The sequence below is a fragment of the Winslowiella toletana genome, from assembly GCF_032164335.1.
Classification (GTDB): domain Bacteria; phylum Pseudomonadota; class Gammaproteobacteria; order Enterobacterales; family Enterobacteriaceae; genus Erwinia; species Erwinia toletana_A.
In genome coordinates this window covers 2,686,854-2,702,280 of record NZ_CP134152.1, presented here as the reverse complement: position 1 = coordinate 2,702,280, position 15,427 = coordinate 2,686,854, and the positions used below count along the sequence as shown (strand labels likewise).

At 53.1% G+C, this 15,427-nt stretch carries 9 protein-coding genes, 1 pseudogene and 1 other annotated feature; of the genes and pseudogenes, 2 read left to right on the top strand and 8 right to left on the bottom strand.

Annotated features, from left to right (window positions below):
- Positions 1-49: 49 nt before the first annotated feature.
- The 7 genes and pseudogenes from RIN69_RS12555 to RIN69_RS12525 all read right to left on the bottom strand — a co-directional run bounded on the left by RIN69_RS12555 (position 50) and on the right by RIN69_RS12525 (position 12,518).
- The gene (locus RIN69_RS12555) at positions 50-2,656 is read right to left on the bottom strand and encodes a zinc-dependent metalloprotease family protein (protein ID WP_313852181.1); all 2,607 of its coding nucleotides are present in this window, start codon (positions 2,654-2,656) and stop codon (positions 50-52) included.
- A gap of 404 nt (positions 2,657-3,060) precedes the next feature.
- Complete coding sequence (locus tag RIN69_RS12550) at positions 3,061-5,712, bottom strand: M12 family metallo-peptidase (protein ID WP_313852180.1); 2,652 nt, start codon at positions 5,710-5,712, stop codon at positions 3,061-3,063.
- A gap of 283 nt (positions 5,713-5,995) precedes the next feature.
- Positions 5,996-6,799, bottom strand: a complete 804-nt coding sequence (gene trpA / locus RIN69_RS12545; protein ID WP_313852179.1) for a tryptophan synthase subunit alpha — start codon at positions 6,797-6,799, stop codon at positions 5,996-5,998.
- The gene (gene trpB, locus RIN69_RS12540) at positions 6,799-7,989 is read right to left on the bottom strand and encodes a tryptophan synthase subunit beta (protein WP_313852178.1); all 1,191 of its coding nucleotides are present in this window, start codon (positions 7,987-7,989) and stop codon (positions 6,799-6,801) included. The genes trpA and trpB overlap by 1 nt, the downstream gene beginning before the upstream one ends.
- A 10-nt stretch (positions 7,990-7,999) precedes the next feature.
- Positions 8,000-9,361: a bifunctional indole-3-glycerol-phosphate synthase TrpC/phosphoribosylanthranilate isomerase TrpF gene (gene trpCF / locus RIN69_RS12535; protein ID WP_313852177.1), complete on the bottom strand. Its 1,362-nt coding sequence runs from the start codon at positions 9,359-9,361 to the stop codon at positions 8,000-8,002.
- 2 nt (positions 9,362-9,363) lie between these two features.
- Positions 9,364-10,956, bottom strand: a pseudogene (gene trpD, locus RIN69_RS12530) (bifunctional anthranilate synthase glutamate amidotransferase component TrpG/anthranilate phosphoribosyltransferase TrpD).
- Positions 10,956-12,518 (bottom strand): anthranilate synthase component 1, encoded by a 1,563-nt coding sequence (locus tag RIN69_RS12525; RefSeq protein ID WP_313852176.1) that lies wholly within the window; start codon positions 12,516-12,518, stop codon positions 10,956-10,958. The pseudogene trpD and the gene RIN69_RS12525 overlap by 1 nt, the downstream one beginning before the upstream one ends.
- Before the next feature lie 25 nt (positions 12,519-12,543).
- Positions 12,544-12,645 (bottom strand) — a sequence feature (Trp leader region).
- A gap of 155 nt (positions 12,646-12,800) precedes the next feature.
- On the opposite strand from RIN69_RS12525, the gene rnm reads away from it, so the two are divergent.
- Both rnm and RIN69_RS12515 read left to right on the top strand, forming a co-directional pair.
- Positions 12,801-13,673: an RNase RNM gene (gene rnm, locus RIN69_RS12520; RefSeq protein WP_313852175.1), complete on the top strand. Its 873-nt coding sequence runs from the start codon at positions 12,801-12,803 to the stop codon at positions 13,671-13,673.
- A gap of 34 nt (positions 13,674-13,707) precedes the next feature.
- Positions 13,708-14,328, top strand: coding sequence for an L-threonylcarbamoyladenylate synthase (locus RIN69_RS12515; RefSeq protein WP_313852174.1), 621 nt, complete (start codon positions 13,708-13,710; stop codon positions 14,326-14,328).
- Positions 14,329-14,373: 45 nt separating this feature from the next.
- On the opposite strand, the gene RIN69_RS12510 is transcribed toward RIN69_RS12515, so the two are convergent.
- On the bottom strand, positions 14,374-15,003 hold the full coding sequence (locus RIN69_RS12510; protein WP_313852173.1) for a serine protease family protein: 630 nt from the start codon (positions 15,001-15,003) through the stop codon (positions 14,374-14,376).
- Between the last annotated feature and the right edge of the window lie 424 nt (positions 15,004-15,427).

Genomic DNA, 15,427 nt, shown 5'->3' with positions numbered 1-15,427 from the left:
AATAGCTTAACTCTTTACGGCAGCGTGACTGATAATCAGCGGCGACAGGTTAATTAACCAGATTGCCGTTGGCATCGCGGGTTTCAATGGTCACGGTTAACTGGTCGTTTTGCGCCAGCGGCAGCCAGATATGGTTGCGATAGGAGCTGCCGGCTATCCACTGAAGGGTGCCGTCAGCCTGCATCTCACCTGCACGCAGCGTCGCTGGCGTTTCGGCGTTAAGCGCACGGGTCAGATCGGATATCCACTGGTAACGGCCAAAGTTGGCGCTGGTAATCGGCAGCTTCACTTCCTTCACAATCGAGTTGGTGGTGGAATTGCGCACGGTGACCACCTTGGTGGTGCCCGGCGTGGCATCGAGCTCGTTATGACTGTATTTGCTGACCCACTTGTCGCCCAGCGCTTCGCCGTAGGTTCCCTGGTTGATCTGCAACTGCAATTTTCCGTCGAGGATGGACGAGATCCAGAGATTATTGCGATAGTGGCTACCCTTGATCAGGGTGATAACGCCGCTGGCAGCGTCCCTCTCACCGGCGCGGACTTCATTGGCAGACAGTCGGCTGTTAATCGCCTCGCCAATTTCTGTCGGCCAGTGATACATGCTGGTATTGCTGAACGGCAGGCTGAAGGCGGACTGCATCTTGCCAGAGGCCAGATTCTTCAGCTGCACCTGGAAAAACTGACGTGCGGGCAGGTCGGCCGATCCGAGCAGGACGCCGGTCTGATTCCAGCTGACAGGGGCGGCGCTGACCGTCTCTATGCTGGCGGTCAGCGTCTGGCGTTTGGCCAGCGGAACCCAGATCTGGTTACGGTAAGAACTGCCCGCGGCAACGGCAATGGAGCCATTGGCCTGGATTTCACCGGCGCGCATCTCCTGGGTATTGCTGGCGTTAACCGCGCGGGCCAGCTGCTCCGGCCAGCTCCAGGCACCGGCGTTGCTTTCGGTTATCAGAAGCGACTCGCGGGCGACTTCCTGATCGGTCTGGCTTTCTTTCAGGACGACCTGTTTTTGCGTGCCGGGCACGGCAGCCTGTTCATCGGAGCTGATTACGCCGACAGTAAACCATTTCTGATTATCGGTTTCGGCGTAGGTGCGTCGGGTCATCTGCAGCTGATTCTGGCCGGACAAGCTGTTGTGGATCCAGATTTTGTTGCGATAGCTTGAGCCCGGGATGAAATGAATGTCGCCATTATTGTCTCTTTCACCGGCGCGCACGGTATTGGCGGGGAAATAGGCATTAATCGCCGCGGCCGTTTCTGCTGGCCACTGGTACATACCCCGGCCGTCGACCACCTTGTCGAGAGAATAGAGTACCTGGCCGGTGGTTCTGTTTTTCAGCTGGATCTCAAAAAACTGCCTGACGGGCAAGTCACCGTTGCCTGTCAGCTCGCCCGACTGTACCCAGGTCGCAGGAGCCGGGTAAAAATTCGCGACGTTCTGGGCACGGTTATTTAGCGTCCGGGCATTGTTATGCTGATTGGTTGTGCCGGTGGGAATATGCATCCAGGTCACATTAGGATTTGAAATGTTTTGTATTGCGGAGCAGCCTGAGCATGAAGTGGACATGACAGTATAGAATCGCGGCGTGGTAGTGTGTCGGTATCCAGCTTCATGCGTGGCGCCGATGTTATGGCCTATTTCGTGGGCATAGGCGTTATTGGTGACAGAGCAATCCCCATTTACCACACTCAAGCCCCTGGCTTTGTTGGCATTCTGATGTGCTACGCCGCAAACGTTTTTAACCTGGCTAAACAGAACCGCTAAGTCAGCGAGACTCTCATCACGCATCTTCTGAATAGGTTGTCCGATTGCAGAGCTTGTATTCGTCATCAGCGACAGCAGGCCGGCGGCGAGCGTACCATTTTCATTGTAATTCAGGTCAAGAATACCGGCGTTAATTAATTCAATATTGACGTTACTGCGTTTATAGATTTCGTTGGTGCGTGCAATCGACAGGTTAGCCAGCGCCAGCGTATCAGGGTATTTGATACGGGCATTACTGGTCGATGCCGTTAGCACGCGGATTTTAATTGGGTAATTCTGAGTGCTGACGTCATTATCTTCGCTGTGGTCAGCACGGTGTTGATCATCGCTGGCGTCAGCTGTTGCGCCATGATTGTGTTCATGACCGTGAGCCGAATGATCTTCGATGCCATCGTCGCCATAGTCAGGAAACTTACTGGCGTCGGTTTTAACAATGGCGTGATTGCCATCTGCCATTGGGGTAACCATATACTGCTGGCCGTCAACGGTGATGATGCCGGTGATATTGTTACCGTTGCGCACCAGCAGAACTTCGTTTTTGGCTGACTCTTCATCAGACATCTGGGCAGGCTCACCGAGAGTCCCTTTCCAGAGGCTGGTGCCGTCGGCATTGTCTTTAAAATCGAGCTGATGTGCGGTAACGACCAGGCCCGGCTCAACTTCCAGGGCAATATCTTTGGTGCTGGCGGCAACCAGTGCGGCGCGGACAGTGATAAAATTAACCGATTCCGTCGCCGGGCTTTCAGTAAAGATATTTTTTTTGGTGTCCAGTATCGAATGGGTTTCAGCAAACAGCTGATTTTCCTGTGACCAGGCGGTAGTGGAAGCCAGCATTAATACGCCAGCCGAAAGTAAGCGCGTGCGCTTTAATTTAAAATTCGGGAGAAACATTTTTACACCTCGTTTATTAGAAGTGTGAAATATATCTGTATGCAAAGTTTGATCAATGCTCTGCGCGGCAATTAACTAAAAACAGAAAAGTCCTGATTGATGGCGGGTGGTTTCTGTGAAAATTAATGTAAGCAAAATAAATATTAAATAAGCGATCGTTTAAGTAAGTTTTAATCATGGCGTAATTGCCCTCTGCCAGCAGTGTAATCATATACAGGTCGCCCTCAATGCTGACAGCAGAAGCCAGAATAATCTCTGTTTGCGAAGGGAAGGTTCTTGATGAGTACGTTGCTAAAAATAATTGGAGTTAAATGGCCGGGAGTGCCCCGGCCAGCCTGAACATCAGGTCAGATTAAATAGCTTAACTCTTTACGGCAGCGTGGCTGCTAATCAGCGACGATGTGTTAATTAACCAGATTGCCGCTGGCATCGCGGGTTTCAATGGTCACGGTTAACTGGTCGTTTTGCGCCAGCGGCAGCCAGATATGGTTGCGATAGGAGCTGCCGGCTATCCACTGAAGGGTGCCGTCAGCCTGCATCTCACCTGCACGCAGCGTCGCTGGCGTTTCGGCGTTAAGCGCACGGGTCAGATCGGATATCCACTGGTAACGGCCAAAGTTGGCGCTGGTAATCGGCAGCTTCACTTCCTTCACAATCGAGTGGGTGGTGGAATTGCGCACGATGACCACCTTGGTGGTGCCCGGCGTGGCATCGAGCTCGTTATGGTTGTATTTACTGACCCACTTGTCGCCCAGCGCTTCGCCGTAGGTTCCCTGGTTGATCTGCAATTGCAATTTTCCGTCGAGGATGGACGAGATCCAGAGATTATTGCGATAGTGGCTACCCTTGATCAGGGTGATAACGCCGCTGGCAGCGTCCCTCTCACCGGCGCGGACTTCATTGGCAGACAGTCGGCTGTTAATCGCCTCGCCAATTTCTGTCGGCCAGTGATACATGCTGGTATTGCTGAACGGCAGGCTGAAGGCGGACTGCATCTTGCCAGAGGCCAGATTCGTCAGCTGCACCTGGAAAAACTGACGTGCGGGCAGGTCGGCCGATCCGAGCAGTGCGCCGGTCTGATTCCAGCTGACAGGGGCGGCGCTGACCGTCTCTATGCTGGCGGTCAGCGCCTGGCGTTTGGCCAGCGGAACCCAGATTTGGTTACGGTACGAACTGCCCGCGGCAACGGCAATGGAGCCATTGGCCTGGATTTCACCGGCGCGCATCTCCTGGGTATTGCTGGCGTTAACCGCGCGGGCCAGCTGCTCCGGCCAGCTCCAGGCACCGGCGTTGCTTTCGGTTAACAGAAGCGACACGCGGGCCACTTCCTGATTATCCTGGCTGTTTTTCAGCAGCGCCAGCTTTTGCGTGCCGGGCGTACCTGCCTGCTCAGCAGATTCAATGCCAGCGATGCTCACCCATTTTTGGTTATGTGTCTCAGCGTAAGTATGGCGCGTCAGCTCCACCTGGTTCTGGCTGGAGAGGCTATCATGTACCCAGAGCTTGTTGCGATAGCTTGATCCCACGATTACATTGATACTGCCATTGCTGTCCATTTCACCGGCGCGCAGGGTATTAGCCGGGAAGTGACTATTAATTTCCCTGGCCGTAGCGGTGGGCCAGGCGTTCATATTGCCATCAACAATTACGCTGTCGAGGGAGTAGATAACCTGGCCGGTGGTTTTATTTTTCAGCTGGATAGTGAAAAACTGCCTGGCGGGTAAAGTGCCGTTCCCAACCAGTTCGCCCGACTGTATCCAGTGAGTCATCGGTGGGTAGAAGTTGGCCACCGTCTGCGCACGCTGGTTTAGTACCCGGGCGTTATCATGGCGAGCGGCTGTGCCCATAGGGATATTTTCGTACGTGACATCAGGATTCGACCAATAATTGATTCTCGGACACGCATTAATTTTGCAGGTCGGATAAGCCATAACGGTGGCGAAGTAGGGTCTCACCGTTTGTTGCTGATAACCGTGACCGTAAGAATAAGTGGAGTTGTTGGTATTGCCGGGATCGTGATGTGCGCCGAGGTTGTGGCCGATTTCATGGGCGAAAGTGCGCCCTGACAGGCAGGTTTCGGAGGTAACACTCACAGCATTGGATTTATTTGCGTTAAATTGGGCCTGCCCACAGCTTGAGCCACGCACCTGATTGACTAATGTCACAACCAAATCGGCACGATTCTCTTCGCGGAAGCGATGCACAGGACCGCCAAACACCGGGTCGGAAGTATTTCGCGACTGGCTGAGCATGGCAGCAATAGTACTTAATTCATTATAATTTGCATTAAAAATACCGGCGTTAACCAGCTCAATATTGATTTTACTGTTTTTGAAACCGTTATTCGCGTCGGCAATTGCCCAGGCAACTCTGCCCGGCACATCAGCGACTCTGGCGCGTAACTGATTTGTGGTTGCCACCATTACGCGTATTTGTATTGGGGCATTTTTCGTGTTCACGTCACCCATGGCCTGGGTATTTTCATGCTCTGAATGGTCGTGTTCGTCGCTGCTCGATTCATCAGCCGTGCTATGGGCTGAAGACTCCTCAATGGTATCGTTTTCGTCCTCAGCAATTTTGCTGGGGTCTGTTTTGATAATCGCGTGGGTGCCATCACCCAGTGGATCAATCATATACAGCTGGCCATTAACATTGATGCTGCCGGTAACGTTGTCGCCATGACTTACCAGAATGACCTCATTCAGGGCTGACTCCTCGATGGAAGGATGGGCCGTATCGCTGACTACGCCAATCCAGACGCGGGTACCGTCATTGTTGTCTTTAAATTGCTGCTGGTAGGCGTTGACCACCACTCCTGGTTCGACTTCCAGCGCAATAATTTGGCTGTTAGCAGAAACCATGGCTGCGCTGGCGTCCATAAAGTGAACAGCTTGCGTAGTTCCCGGTTCACCGTAGTGATAATTTTGCATCGCTGCCGTTACCTGTGTGTCGGCAAACAGATTATTTCCCTGTGACCAGGCGGCAGTGGAAGCCAGCATTAATACGCCAGCCGAAAGTAAGCGCGTGCGCTTAAATTTAAAATTAGGGTAAAACATATTCGCACTCCATATCTATGAGGAGGGAAATATATAGCGATACAGATGTTGATCAATGCTTGCTGAGGATAATAAATAAAGATAGAAATATCTTATCTGACACAGGGTGTTTTCTGTGGTTAATGATGTCACTAAGTTAAATATATCTTAAATGAAGCGCTGATTAACTATTTGTCAGGGTTTAACTGATGATTTATTGCTGGCTGAGTAAGTGATTGATTATTATTGGCGACAAGCTTTTGGAATAATGCCTTTTGAAATAAAAGGCATTATTCAGAGCGGATTAACGCGTGGCGGCTTTCAGACTACTGACGAATTGGTGTAATTCAGCCAGCAACACATCCGGACTGGCATGGTTTCGCTCGATGATTTTGACAATCGCCGAGCCAGAAATCGCACCGGCAGCACCGGAGGCAATCGCTTCTTTTACCTGAGAAGGTTCAGAAATGCCAAAGCCTTGTAGCGGCGGTGCCGCGTGATATTCACGCAGTTTGTCGACCAGATGCTTGAGTGGCAGGCTGGCGCGGGTCTCAGCACCGGTCACCCCGGCACGTGACAACAGATAGGTATAGCCACGACCATGCGAGGATATTTCCCGCAGCAGATCGTCATCGGCATTCGGCGGGCAGATAAAGATCGGTGCGATATTATGGCGTAATGCAGCCTGGCGGAAGGGCGCTGACTCTTCCACCGGCACATCGGCTATCAACACCGAATCAACGCCGACTTCTGCGCAGCGCGCATAAAAGTTATCAATGCCGTTGGAAAACACCAGATTGGCGTACATCAGCAGGCCAATCGGTAAATCCGGGTATTTCTGACGAAGGGTTGCCAGCATTTCGAAGCAGTGTGCCGGCGTAACACCCGCTGCAAAGGCGCGCAGGTTGGCACCCTGAATCGTCGGGCCATCAGCCAGCGGGTCGGAGAACGGTATCCCCAGCTCCAGTGCATCTGCCCCAGCCTCAACCAGCGTATCGATGATTTTCAGCGACAGCTCGGGAGTGGGGTCGCCCAGCGTAACAAAAGGAACAAAAGCCCCCTGATTCGCTGCGTCAAGACGGTTAAATAATTGCTGATAACGCTCCATCAGATCTCTCCCTTCGCTTTCAGAATGTCGTGAACGGTGAAAATATCTTTGTCGCCACGGCCGGAAAGGTTAACCACCAACAGCTGCTCTTTTTCCGGGTTTTCAGCGATCATTTTCAGCGCGTGCGCTAAGGCGTGTGACGACTCCAGCGCCGGAATAATTCCTTCGGCACGGCACAGCGTCTTAAACGCGTCCATCGCTTCATCATCGGTAACGGACACGTATTCAGCGCGGCCAATGCTGTTCAGATAGGCATGCTGCGGGCCGACGGACGGAAAGTCGAGACCGGCAGAAATCGAATAAGACTCTTCAATCTGACCATCTTCGGTCTGCATCATCGGCGCTTTCATACCGAAGTAAATACCAACCCGGCCATGCTTCAGCGGCGCGCCGTGTTCACCGGTTTCAATTCCGTGACCCGCCGGCTCAACGCCAATCAGGCCAACTTCCGCGTCATCAATAAAATCGGCAAACATGCCGATGGCATTTGAGCCGCCACCCACACAGGCCAGCACTGCATCCGGCAGGCGACCTTCGCGCTCGAGTATCTGTGCTTTGGTCTCTTCACCAATCATGCGCTGGAATTCACGCACGATGGTCGGATAGGGGTGCGGGCCAGCGGCAGTACCCAACATATAATGCGAGTTTTCATAGCTGCCGGACCAGTCGCGCAGCGCTTCGTTACAGGCATCTTTCAGCGTTGCTGAACCGCTGTGTACAGGTATGACTTCGGCACCCATCAGGCGCATACGGAACACATTCGGCGACTGGCGCTCAATATCCTTCGCACCCATATAAATGCGGCATTTCAGCCCCAGCAGGGCGCTGGCCAGTGCCGAGGCGACGCCATGCTGACCCGCGCCGGTCTCAGCGATAATTTCGCTTTTACCCATCCGTTTTGCCAGCAGAGCCTGACCTAACACCTGGTTGGTTTTGTGCGCGCCGCCGTGCAGCAGATCTTCGCGCTTCAAATAGAGACGAGTTTTCGTCCCTTTGGTCAGGTTCTGGCACAGGGTCAGCGCGGTCGGGCGACCGGCATAGTTTTTCAGCAGATCGGTAAACTGGGCCTGAAATTCAGGATCGCGCTGTGCGCTGACAAAGGCTTCTTCCAGCTGGCGCAGTGCTGGCATCAAAATCTGCGGCACATACATACCGCCAAATTCGCCAAAATAGGGGTTCAGTAATGTCATCTTATCTCTCTCAATAGGCTTTCAGGGTCTGAAATACGGCGGCGATTTTGGCGCTGTCTTTGATGCCTGGCGCGCTTTCCACACCGGAGTTAAAGTCCAGCCCGGCACAGCCGAGTTGCGCGGCGGCGACACAGTTATCCGCGCTTAAGCCACCGGCCAGCAGCACATTGTCCAGCTGCTGACCCTCCAGCAATGACCAGTCAAATTGCTGGCCGCTACCGCCGTTACCATGATCGAATACATAGCGGTTAACCTGTTTCAGGTCGCGCGCGGGCAGGCTCTGCTGCACACTCAGCGCTTTCCAGATCTCCACCGTGGCCGGTAACTGCGCGCGTAACGCATCGATATACGCCTGATCCTCCGCACCGTGCAGCTGCACCGCGTGCAGCGACAGCGCCTGAGCAGTCGCGACGACTTCATCAATGGTTTGATTGCGGAACACGCCAACGAATTTTAACGGCGCCGCGGCCACCAGTTCAGCGGCTTGCGGCAGGCCGATCTGACGCGGTGAACCGGCGGCAAAAATCAGACCGCCATAGATTGCGCCTGCCTGATATGCCGCAACGGCATCTTCAGTGCGTGTCAGGCCACAGACTTTGTTATCACCCAACAGAACCCGGCGTACCGCGGCTTCAAGATTGTCTTCCGACATCAGCGCCGAGCCAATCAGGAAGCCATTGGCGAAGTGACTCAGCTCACGCACCTGCGCATAGCGGTTAATGCCGGACTCGCTGATCACCGTGACGCCGTGCGACAGGCGCGGAGCCAGCTGACGGGTGCGATTCAGATCAATCGACAGATCGCGCAGGTCGCGATTATTGATGCCGACCACTTTTGCCTGCAGCGCGATGGCGCGCTCCAGCTCTTCTTCATTACTGACTTCGGTCAGCACGCCCATTTTCAGGCTGTGTGCCACCGCCGCCAGCTGACGATACTGCTCATCATCCAGTACCGACAGCATCAGTAAAATCGCATCGCCCTGATAATAACGTGCCAGATAAATCTGGTAAGGATCGATGATAAAGTCTTTGCACAGCACGGGCTGGGTGATCGCCGCGCTGACAATCGGCAGAAAATCGAAGCTGCCGTGAAAATATTTCTCATCGGTTAATACCGATACCGCCGAGGCATACGACTTATAGACGCCAGCAATGGTTGCCGGATCAAAATCGTCGCGAATCACCCCTTTCGATGGCGAGGCTTTTTTGCATTCAAGGATGAAAACGGTACGCGCTCCCTGCAATGCATCATAAAAGTTGCGGCTCGCCGGAACCACATCCTGCTGAAAGGAGGCCAGCGGCTGCTGTGCCTGACGTGCTTCCAGCCAGATGGCCTTGTCCTGAACAATTTTATTAAGTACGGTTTCCTGCATGATTATCCTCTTGCTGCCAGTGCGACGACGCGCTCCCAGGCCTGACCACTGCGAATCGCTTGCAGTGCGCGCTGGGCATTTTCACGTAAATCTTCATTGCCGAAGACCTTGAGTAGCATCGCGACGTTAACCGCTACCGCCTCTTCATGGGCGCGCTCGCCATTACCCTGAAGTAATCGCGTCAGAATGTCACGATTTTCTTCCGGGGTACCGCCCGCCAGTGCTTCCTTCGGATGGAAGCTCAGACCAAAATCTTCTGGCGTCAGCTGATAGTGGGTGATTTCACCGTCGCGCAGCTCGGCAACCTGCGTGGCGCTGTGCAGCGCTACTTCATCCATGCCGCCACCGTGCACCACCGCTGCGCGTTGATAACCCAGCACTTTCAGCGTCTGGGCAATCGGCAGCACCAGTTCAGCACTGTAGACGCCAATCACCGCCAGCGGTGGACGCGCCGGGTTGATTAACGGGCCAAGCACGTTAAACAGCGTGCGGGTTTTCAGCTGCTGGCGTACCGGCATCGCATGGCGGAAGCCCGTGTGATACTGCGGCGCAAACAGAAAACAGACGTTCAGATCATCCAGCGCCTGGCGTGCCTGTGGCGCTGGCATATCAAGGTTAATCCCCAGTGCCGCCAGCAGGTCAGACGATCCCGATTTGCTGGAGACGCTGCGGTTGCCGTGTTTCGCGACTTTCAGCCCACAGGTGGCGGCGACAAAGGCGCTGGTGGTTGAAATATTAATGCTGTTGCTGCCGTCACCGCCGGTACCGACGATATCAGCAAATAGATAATCCGGGCGCGGGAAGGGCTTGGCGTCTTCCAGCAGCGCGCAGGCGGCACCGGCTATCTCTTCCGGGCGCTCACCGCGGACTTTCATCGCAATCAATGCGGCAGCAAGCTGGGTCGGTTCCAGCTGACCAGTAATAATTGCGGAGAACAGCTGGTGGCTCTCTGCCTGACTCAGGGTTTGCGCCTGATAAAGTTTTTCCAGAATATCGTGCATCGGATTCTCCTTAGATTACGCCAGCGCCCAGTCGAGGGTCTGTTCTAACAGGTGTGCGCCCTGAGTGGTCAGAATTGACTCAGGATGAAACTGGAAACCGCAGACGCGATCGGCGTCGTGGCGCACCGCCATTACCATGCCGTTATAGCTGGCGTTAATCGTTAATTCTTCCGGGATGTTGCTGCCTACCAGCGAGTGGTAGCGGGCCACCGGCAACGGATTACTCAGCCCCTGAAACATGGCTGCACCATCGTGTTCAATGGCGGAAGCCTTCCCGTGCAGAATTTCTCCCGCCTGGCCGACATGGCCGCCATAGGCTTCAACAATTGCCTGATGGCCCAGACAGATACCGATAATCGGCAACTGGCCGCGCAGGCGTTGCAGCAGTTCGGGCATGCATCCGGCTTCAGCAGGTGCGCCGGGTCCAGGTGACAGCATCAGCACCGGCTTTTCCATCTTTTGCAGCCGGTCGATCAGCGTGTCGGCTGGCACATTGTTACGATAAATCACCACGTTATGGCCAAAGGCGCGTAACTGGTCGACGAGGTTATAAGTAAAGGAGTCAATATTGTCGAGCAGCAGGATGTCGGCCATCAGAAAATCTCCGTGCAGTGATGAGCAGTAGCGATTGCGCGCAGTACCGCACGCGCTTTATTGCGGCTTTCGTCCGCTTCGGCTTGTGGGTTGGAATCGAGCACCACGCCCGCTCCCGCCTGCACCGTTGCCACGCCGTCTTCGACATAAGCTGAGCGAATGACAATGCAGGTATCAAGATCGCCCTGCGCGGTGAAGTAGCCGACCGCACCGCCGTAGCTGCCGCGACGCGTGCCTTCAGCGGCGGCAATCAGCTGCATCGCCCGCACTTTCGGTGCGCCGCTCAGGGTGCCCATATTCATACAGGCGCGATAGGCGTGCAGCACATCCAGATCGCCACGCAGTTTTCCAACCACCCGTGATACCAGATGCATCACAAACGAGTAGCGGTCGACTTTGGTTAAGTCAGCCACATAGCGGCTACCGGGTTCGCAGATGCGCGCCAGATCGTTGCGGGCCAGGTCGACCAGCATCAGGTGTTCTGCCAGCTCTTTATGATCGGTACGCATTTCCAGTTCGATACGGCTGTCGAGATCGCGATCCAGTGAACCATCGGCATGACGACCGCGGGGGCGAGTACCGGCAATCGGGTAGATTTCTATCTGACGGTCGGTGGCTTCATATTTCAGTGAGCTTTCCGGCGAAGCGCCAAACAGCGAAAAATCCTGATCCTGCATAAAAAACATATACGGACTTGGATTGCTGTTTTTCAGCGTGTCATAAGCGGCCAGCGGCGACGGGCAGGGCAGTGAAAAGCGGCGCGATGGTACGACCTGGAAAATCTCACCAATGCGAATCGCTTCCTGCATATTACGCACCACATTGCAGTACTCTTCATCGCTCTGATTACAGCTCAGTGACATCTTTTCAACCTGCTGGACCGGCAGCGCTGGCGCAGGTTGCAGCATCTGACCATGCAGTTGCTCAATACGGCTCTGCAAACGCTGAAACTCAGCGGTGGATGGCGCAAACAGGCTGGCTTGCAGCCGTGAGGTTTGCGTCTGATGGTCGATAACCAGCAGGGTTTCCGCCAGATAGAAGCAGTAATCCGGGCAGCGCTGCTGATTTTCCAGCGTCGGCAGTGCTTCAAAGCCGGCGACCAGATCATAGGCAAACAGACCGCCGAGCAGCATCGCTTCACGCTCTTCGGCTGGAGTATTGACCAGCGTCGGGAACAGGCGCAGCGCGTCAAATACTGACAGTGACTGCAAGCGCGAGTCCTCATCCTGCAACTGATCGATTTCCGGGAAGGTCAGGACGCGGCCGTCCGGGCGAATCTGGTTATCCACTTCCGCAGGCAGCGCGGCATCCAGCAGCGGCAGCAGCGCCCGACCATTTTCCGACAGCGCCTGCAAGGTAACGGTTTTGTCCAGTGCGGTAATGCGCAGCGCGCTGTCGACAATCAGCAAGCTTTTCAGATTTTTTTTGCTGTCGATATCGGCGGATTCGAGCAGCAGAGTTGCCGGGCGTGCGCCGCATAACTGATGGAACACTGCGGCCGGATCTTCGCGATAAGGCGCGTTGCCGGTAATCAACTTCAATGTAGGTTTCGCAATTGGCATGATGATATCTCTGTTGGTATAGCTCAAAAAAAAGCCCGCTTTCGGCGGGCTCGGGTATCTGCACTGAATTCCTTGGAATGTGCATGACGACGTCGCCCTGTCAGGGAGAAGTGCGCCACCAGCTATGCATATTCGTATTATAAGAAGTCATTTTCGTGATACCCCGCATGTGAACTTGTGTACTAGTTAACTGGTTCGTGAGAAAAATGTCAATACTCTTTTTCCCTCGTTGCTAATTGTCGTTATGATGGCGGCACAAATTCTTAGTGTCCCGGAGTAGTTTTGACAGCCGCAACGCCCCTCAGCAATTTTCCGCTTTACGATCTCCACAGTCATACGCTTGCATCTGATGGATTACTCAGCCCTGAAGCGCTGGTACTGCGTGCGACCGAAATGCGGGTGGGAGTGCTGGCGATAACCGATCACGACACTATCGCCGGTATTGCCCCGGCGCAAGCCGCCATTGCTCAGCATCAGCTGCCGCTACAGCTTATCAGCGGTGTTGAAGTATCGACGCTATGGGAAAATCATGAAATTCATATCGTCGGTCTGGGTATCGATATTCACGATGCAGGAATGATTCAGTTCCTGCAATCGCAAAGCGATCGTCGCCTGGCGCGCGCGCAGTTGATGGCTGAACGACTGGAGAAAGCGCAGATCCCTGGCGCTCTGGAAGGCGCACAGCGCCTGGCCGACGGGGGGGCAATCACGCGCGGCCATTTTGCCCGTTACCTGATTGAACAGGGTAAAGGCACCACGATGGCGCAAATCTTTAAAAACTACCTGGCGCGTGGCAAAACCGGTTACGTGCCGCCACAGTGGTGTACAATAGAACAAGCCATTGATGCAATTCATCATTCCGGAGGTCGTGCGGTGCTGGCGCATCCCGGTCGTTATGGATTGTCGACCAAGTGGCTGAAACGGTTGATAGCGTACTTTGCCGAGTGCGGAGGCGATGCGATGGAAGTGGCGCAGTGTCAGCAGCCACCTCAGGAGCGAAGCCAGCTGGCGCAATATGCTCAGCACTATCAACTGGCCGCATCGCAAGGCTCCGATTTCCACCAACCCTGTCCGTGGATTGAATTGGGGAAAAAGTTATGGCTGCCCGGAGGCGTTGAAGCTATCTGGACACGCTACCCGGATATTGCGCAGTAATCATCCCGGATAACAGGGCGACAAGAGGTTTGTTATGAGTCAATTTTTTTATATTCATCCGGAAAATCCGCAGCCGCGTCTGGTGAAACAGGCGGTTGAGATGCTGAATAAAGGCGGGGTGATTGTTTATCCCACCGATTCCGGTTATGCACTGGGCTGTAAGCTGGAAGACAAAAACGCGATGGAGCGGATTTGCCGCATTCGTCAGCTTGATGGCAATCATAACTTCACGCTGATGTGTCGCGATCTCTCGGAGCTTTCGACTTATGCCCACGTTGATAACAGTGCTTTTCGCCTGATTAAAAATAACACCCCAGGCAACTACACCTTTATTCTCAAGGCGACCAAAGAGGTGCCGCGCCGCCTGATGAATGAAAAGCGTAAAACTATCGGTTTGCGCGTGCCGTCTAATCCCATCGCGCTGTCACTGCTTGAAGCGTTGAATGAACCCATGATGTCGACGTCATTAATGCTACCGGGCAACGATTTTACCGAGTCCGATCCGGAAGAGATCCAGGACAGCATTGGTAAAGTGGTCGATCTGATTATTCATGGCGGTTTTTTGGGGCAGCAGCCGACAACTGTTATCGATCTTACTGATGATGCCCCGGTGGTTATCCGCGAAGGGGTAGGCGACGTTAAGCCGTTTTTGTAACTTTTGCCGGGCCGCATCTGCAATGCGGCCTTTAATCCCGCAGGTTTACGACGAGGTGGTTTCTTCCAGCCACTGCTTAAAGTTAGCATACGGGATATACAGTGAAACATCCTTCAGTACTGATTGACTGTTGGCGCGATTTTTCACTTTCGACGTGTAACCCACGATCACCCCGCCGATGGTGTCATCACTGTTAAACACCGCTCCACCTGACATCCCTTTTACTACGCCAGCATTGGACGCCATTGCCACGCATGGGCGCTTATTCCAGCTATTACGAATACCGGTTCGGGTTAAATTAACGCCTGATGATTCCACTGGCATCGCAGAAATAAAACTGTAGCCATACATTTTGATTGGGTCGCCAATTTCGCTGTTGCGAAACTTAGGTAAATCCTTGATATCATTTTTATGATAGATAACGGCAATGTCGCAATAAGGATGATAAGCTTTAACACGTTGCACGGAATATTTAGCGACATGAGCGGCCGTCAGGCTATATTCCGGCGTAATCGGAATACTGCTGCCCAGCATTCCGACGCCCAGCACGGTGGGAATACCGGTAAAATTCATATCCACATGCTTCATGGCTTCACTGCTGTACTCATATTTTCCCACGGAGCAACCTGACAGCAATAGCGTCAGCAACACTGGTAAAAAAGTCAGTATTTTCATTACATTAAACTTTATATTTGAGCATGTCGGCAATCCCTGGTGAAGATTTTTGACATGCAAGCCTGGCGCTAACTAATTAGCGAAATTATCAGCAAAGTGCTCGCTGATGCGTAATTTTTTGTCGTGTCATTTATAAAAACAATGGTTTTAATATCAGAAATCAGATTTTAATCTTAGCTAAGAATAATCTTATGGTTAAATTCTACACAATATCTGACTTCAGGCAAATCAATTAAAATGGCTTAAAGTAAATAATTATAATAATAATGGGTTAAGTTAATTTAATATGTATTAAGACTGTTTATTTGATGTTGAATATATTCAAAGATTGGGTAATTTAACTTAACACAGAGTAAAAAATTAAAAGATAAATTCAACTTAATATTAACAACTACCGATTTGCAGAAATGTAGCGGTGATAACC

Bases quoted from the DNA above. Each gene is read 5' to 3' on its own strand.
- RIN69_RS12525 (WP_313852176.1), bottom strand. From the start codon at position 12,518: ATGCCAATTGCGAAACCTACATTGAAGTTGATTACCGGCAACGCGCCT.
- RIN69_RS12555 (WP_313852181.1), bottom strand. From the start codon at position 2,656: ATGTTTCTCCCGAATTTTAAATTAAAGCGCACGCGCTTACTTTCGGCT.
- trpA (WP_313852179.1), bottom strand. From the start codon at position 6,799: ATGGAGCGTTATCAGCAATTATTTAACCGTCTTGACGCAGCGAATCAG.
- trpB (WP_313852178.1), bottom strand. From the start codon at position 7,989: ATGACATTACTGAACCCCTATTTTGGCGAATTTGGCGGTATGTATGTG.
- RIN69_RS12515 (WP_313852174.1), top strand. From the start codon at position 13,708: ATGAGTCAATTTTTTTATATTCATCCGGAAAATCCGCAGCCGCGTCTG.
- RIN69_RS12550 (WP_313852180.1), bottom strand. From the start codon at position 5,712: ATGTTTTACCCTAATTTTAAATTTAAGCGCACGCGCTTACTTTCGGCT.
- trpCF (WP_313852177.1), bottom strand. From the start codon at position 9,361: ATGCAGGAAACCGTACTTAATAAAATTGTTCAGGACAAGGCCATCTGG.
- RIN69_RS12510 (WP_313852173.1), bottom strand. From the start codon at position 15,003: ATGAAAATACTGACTTTTTTACCAGTGTTGCTGACGCTATTGCTGTCA.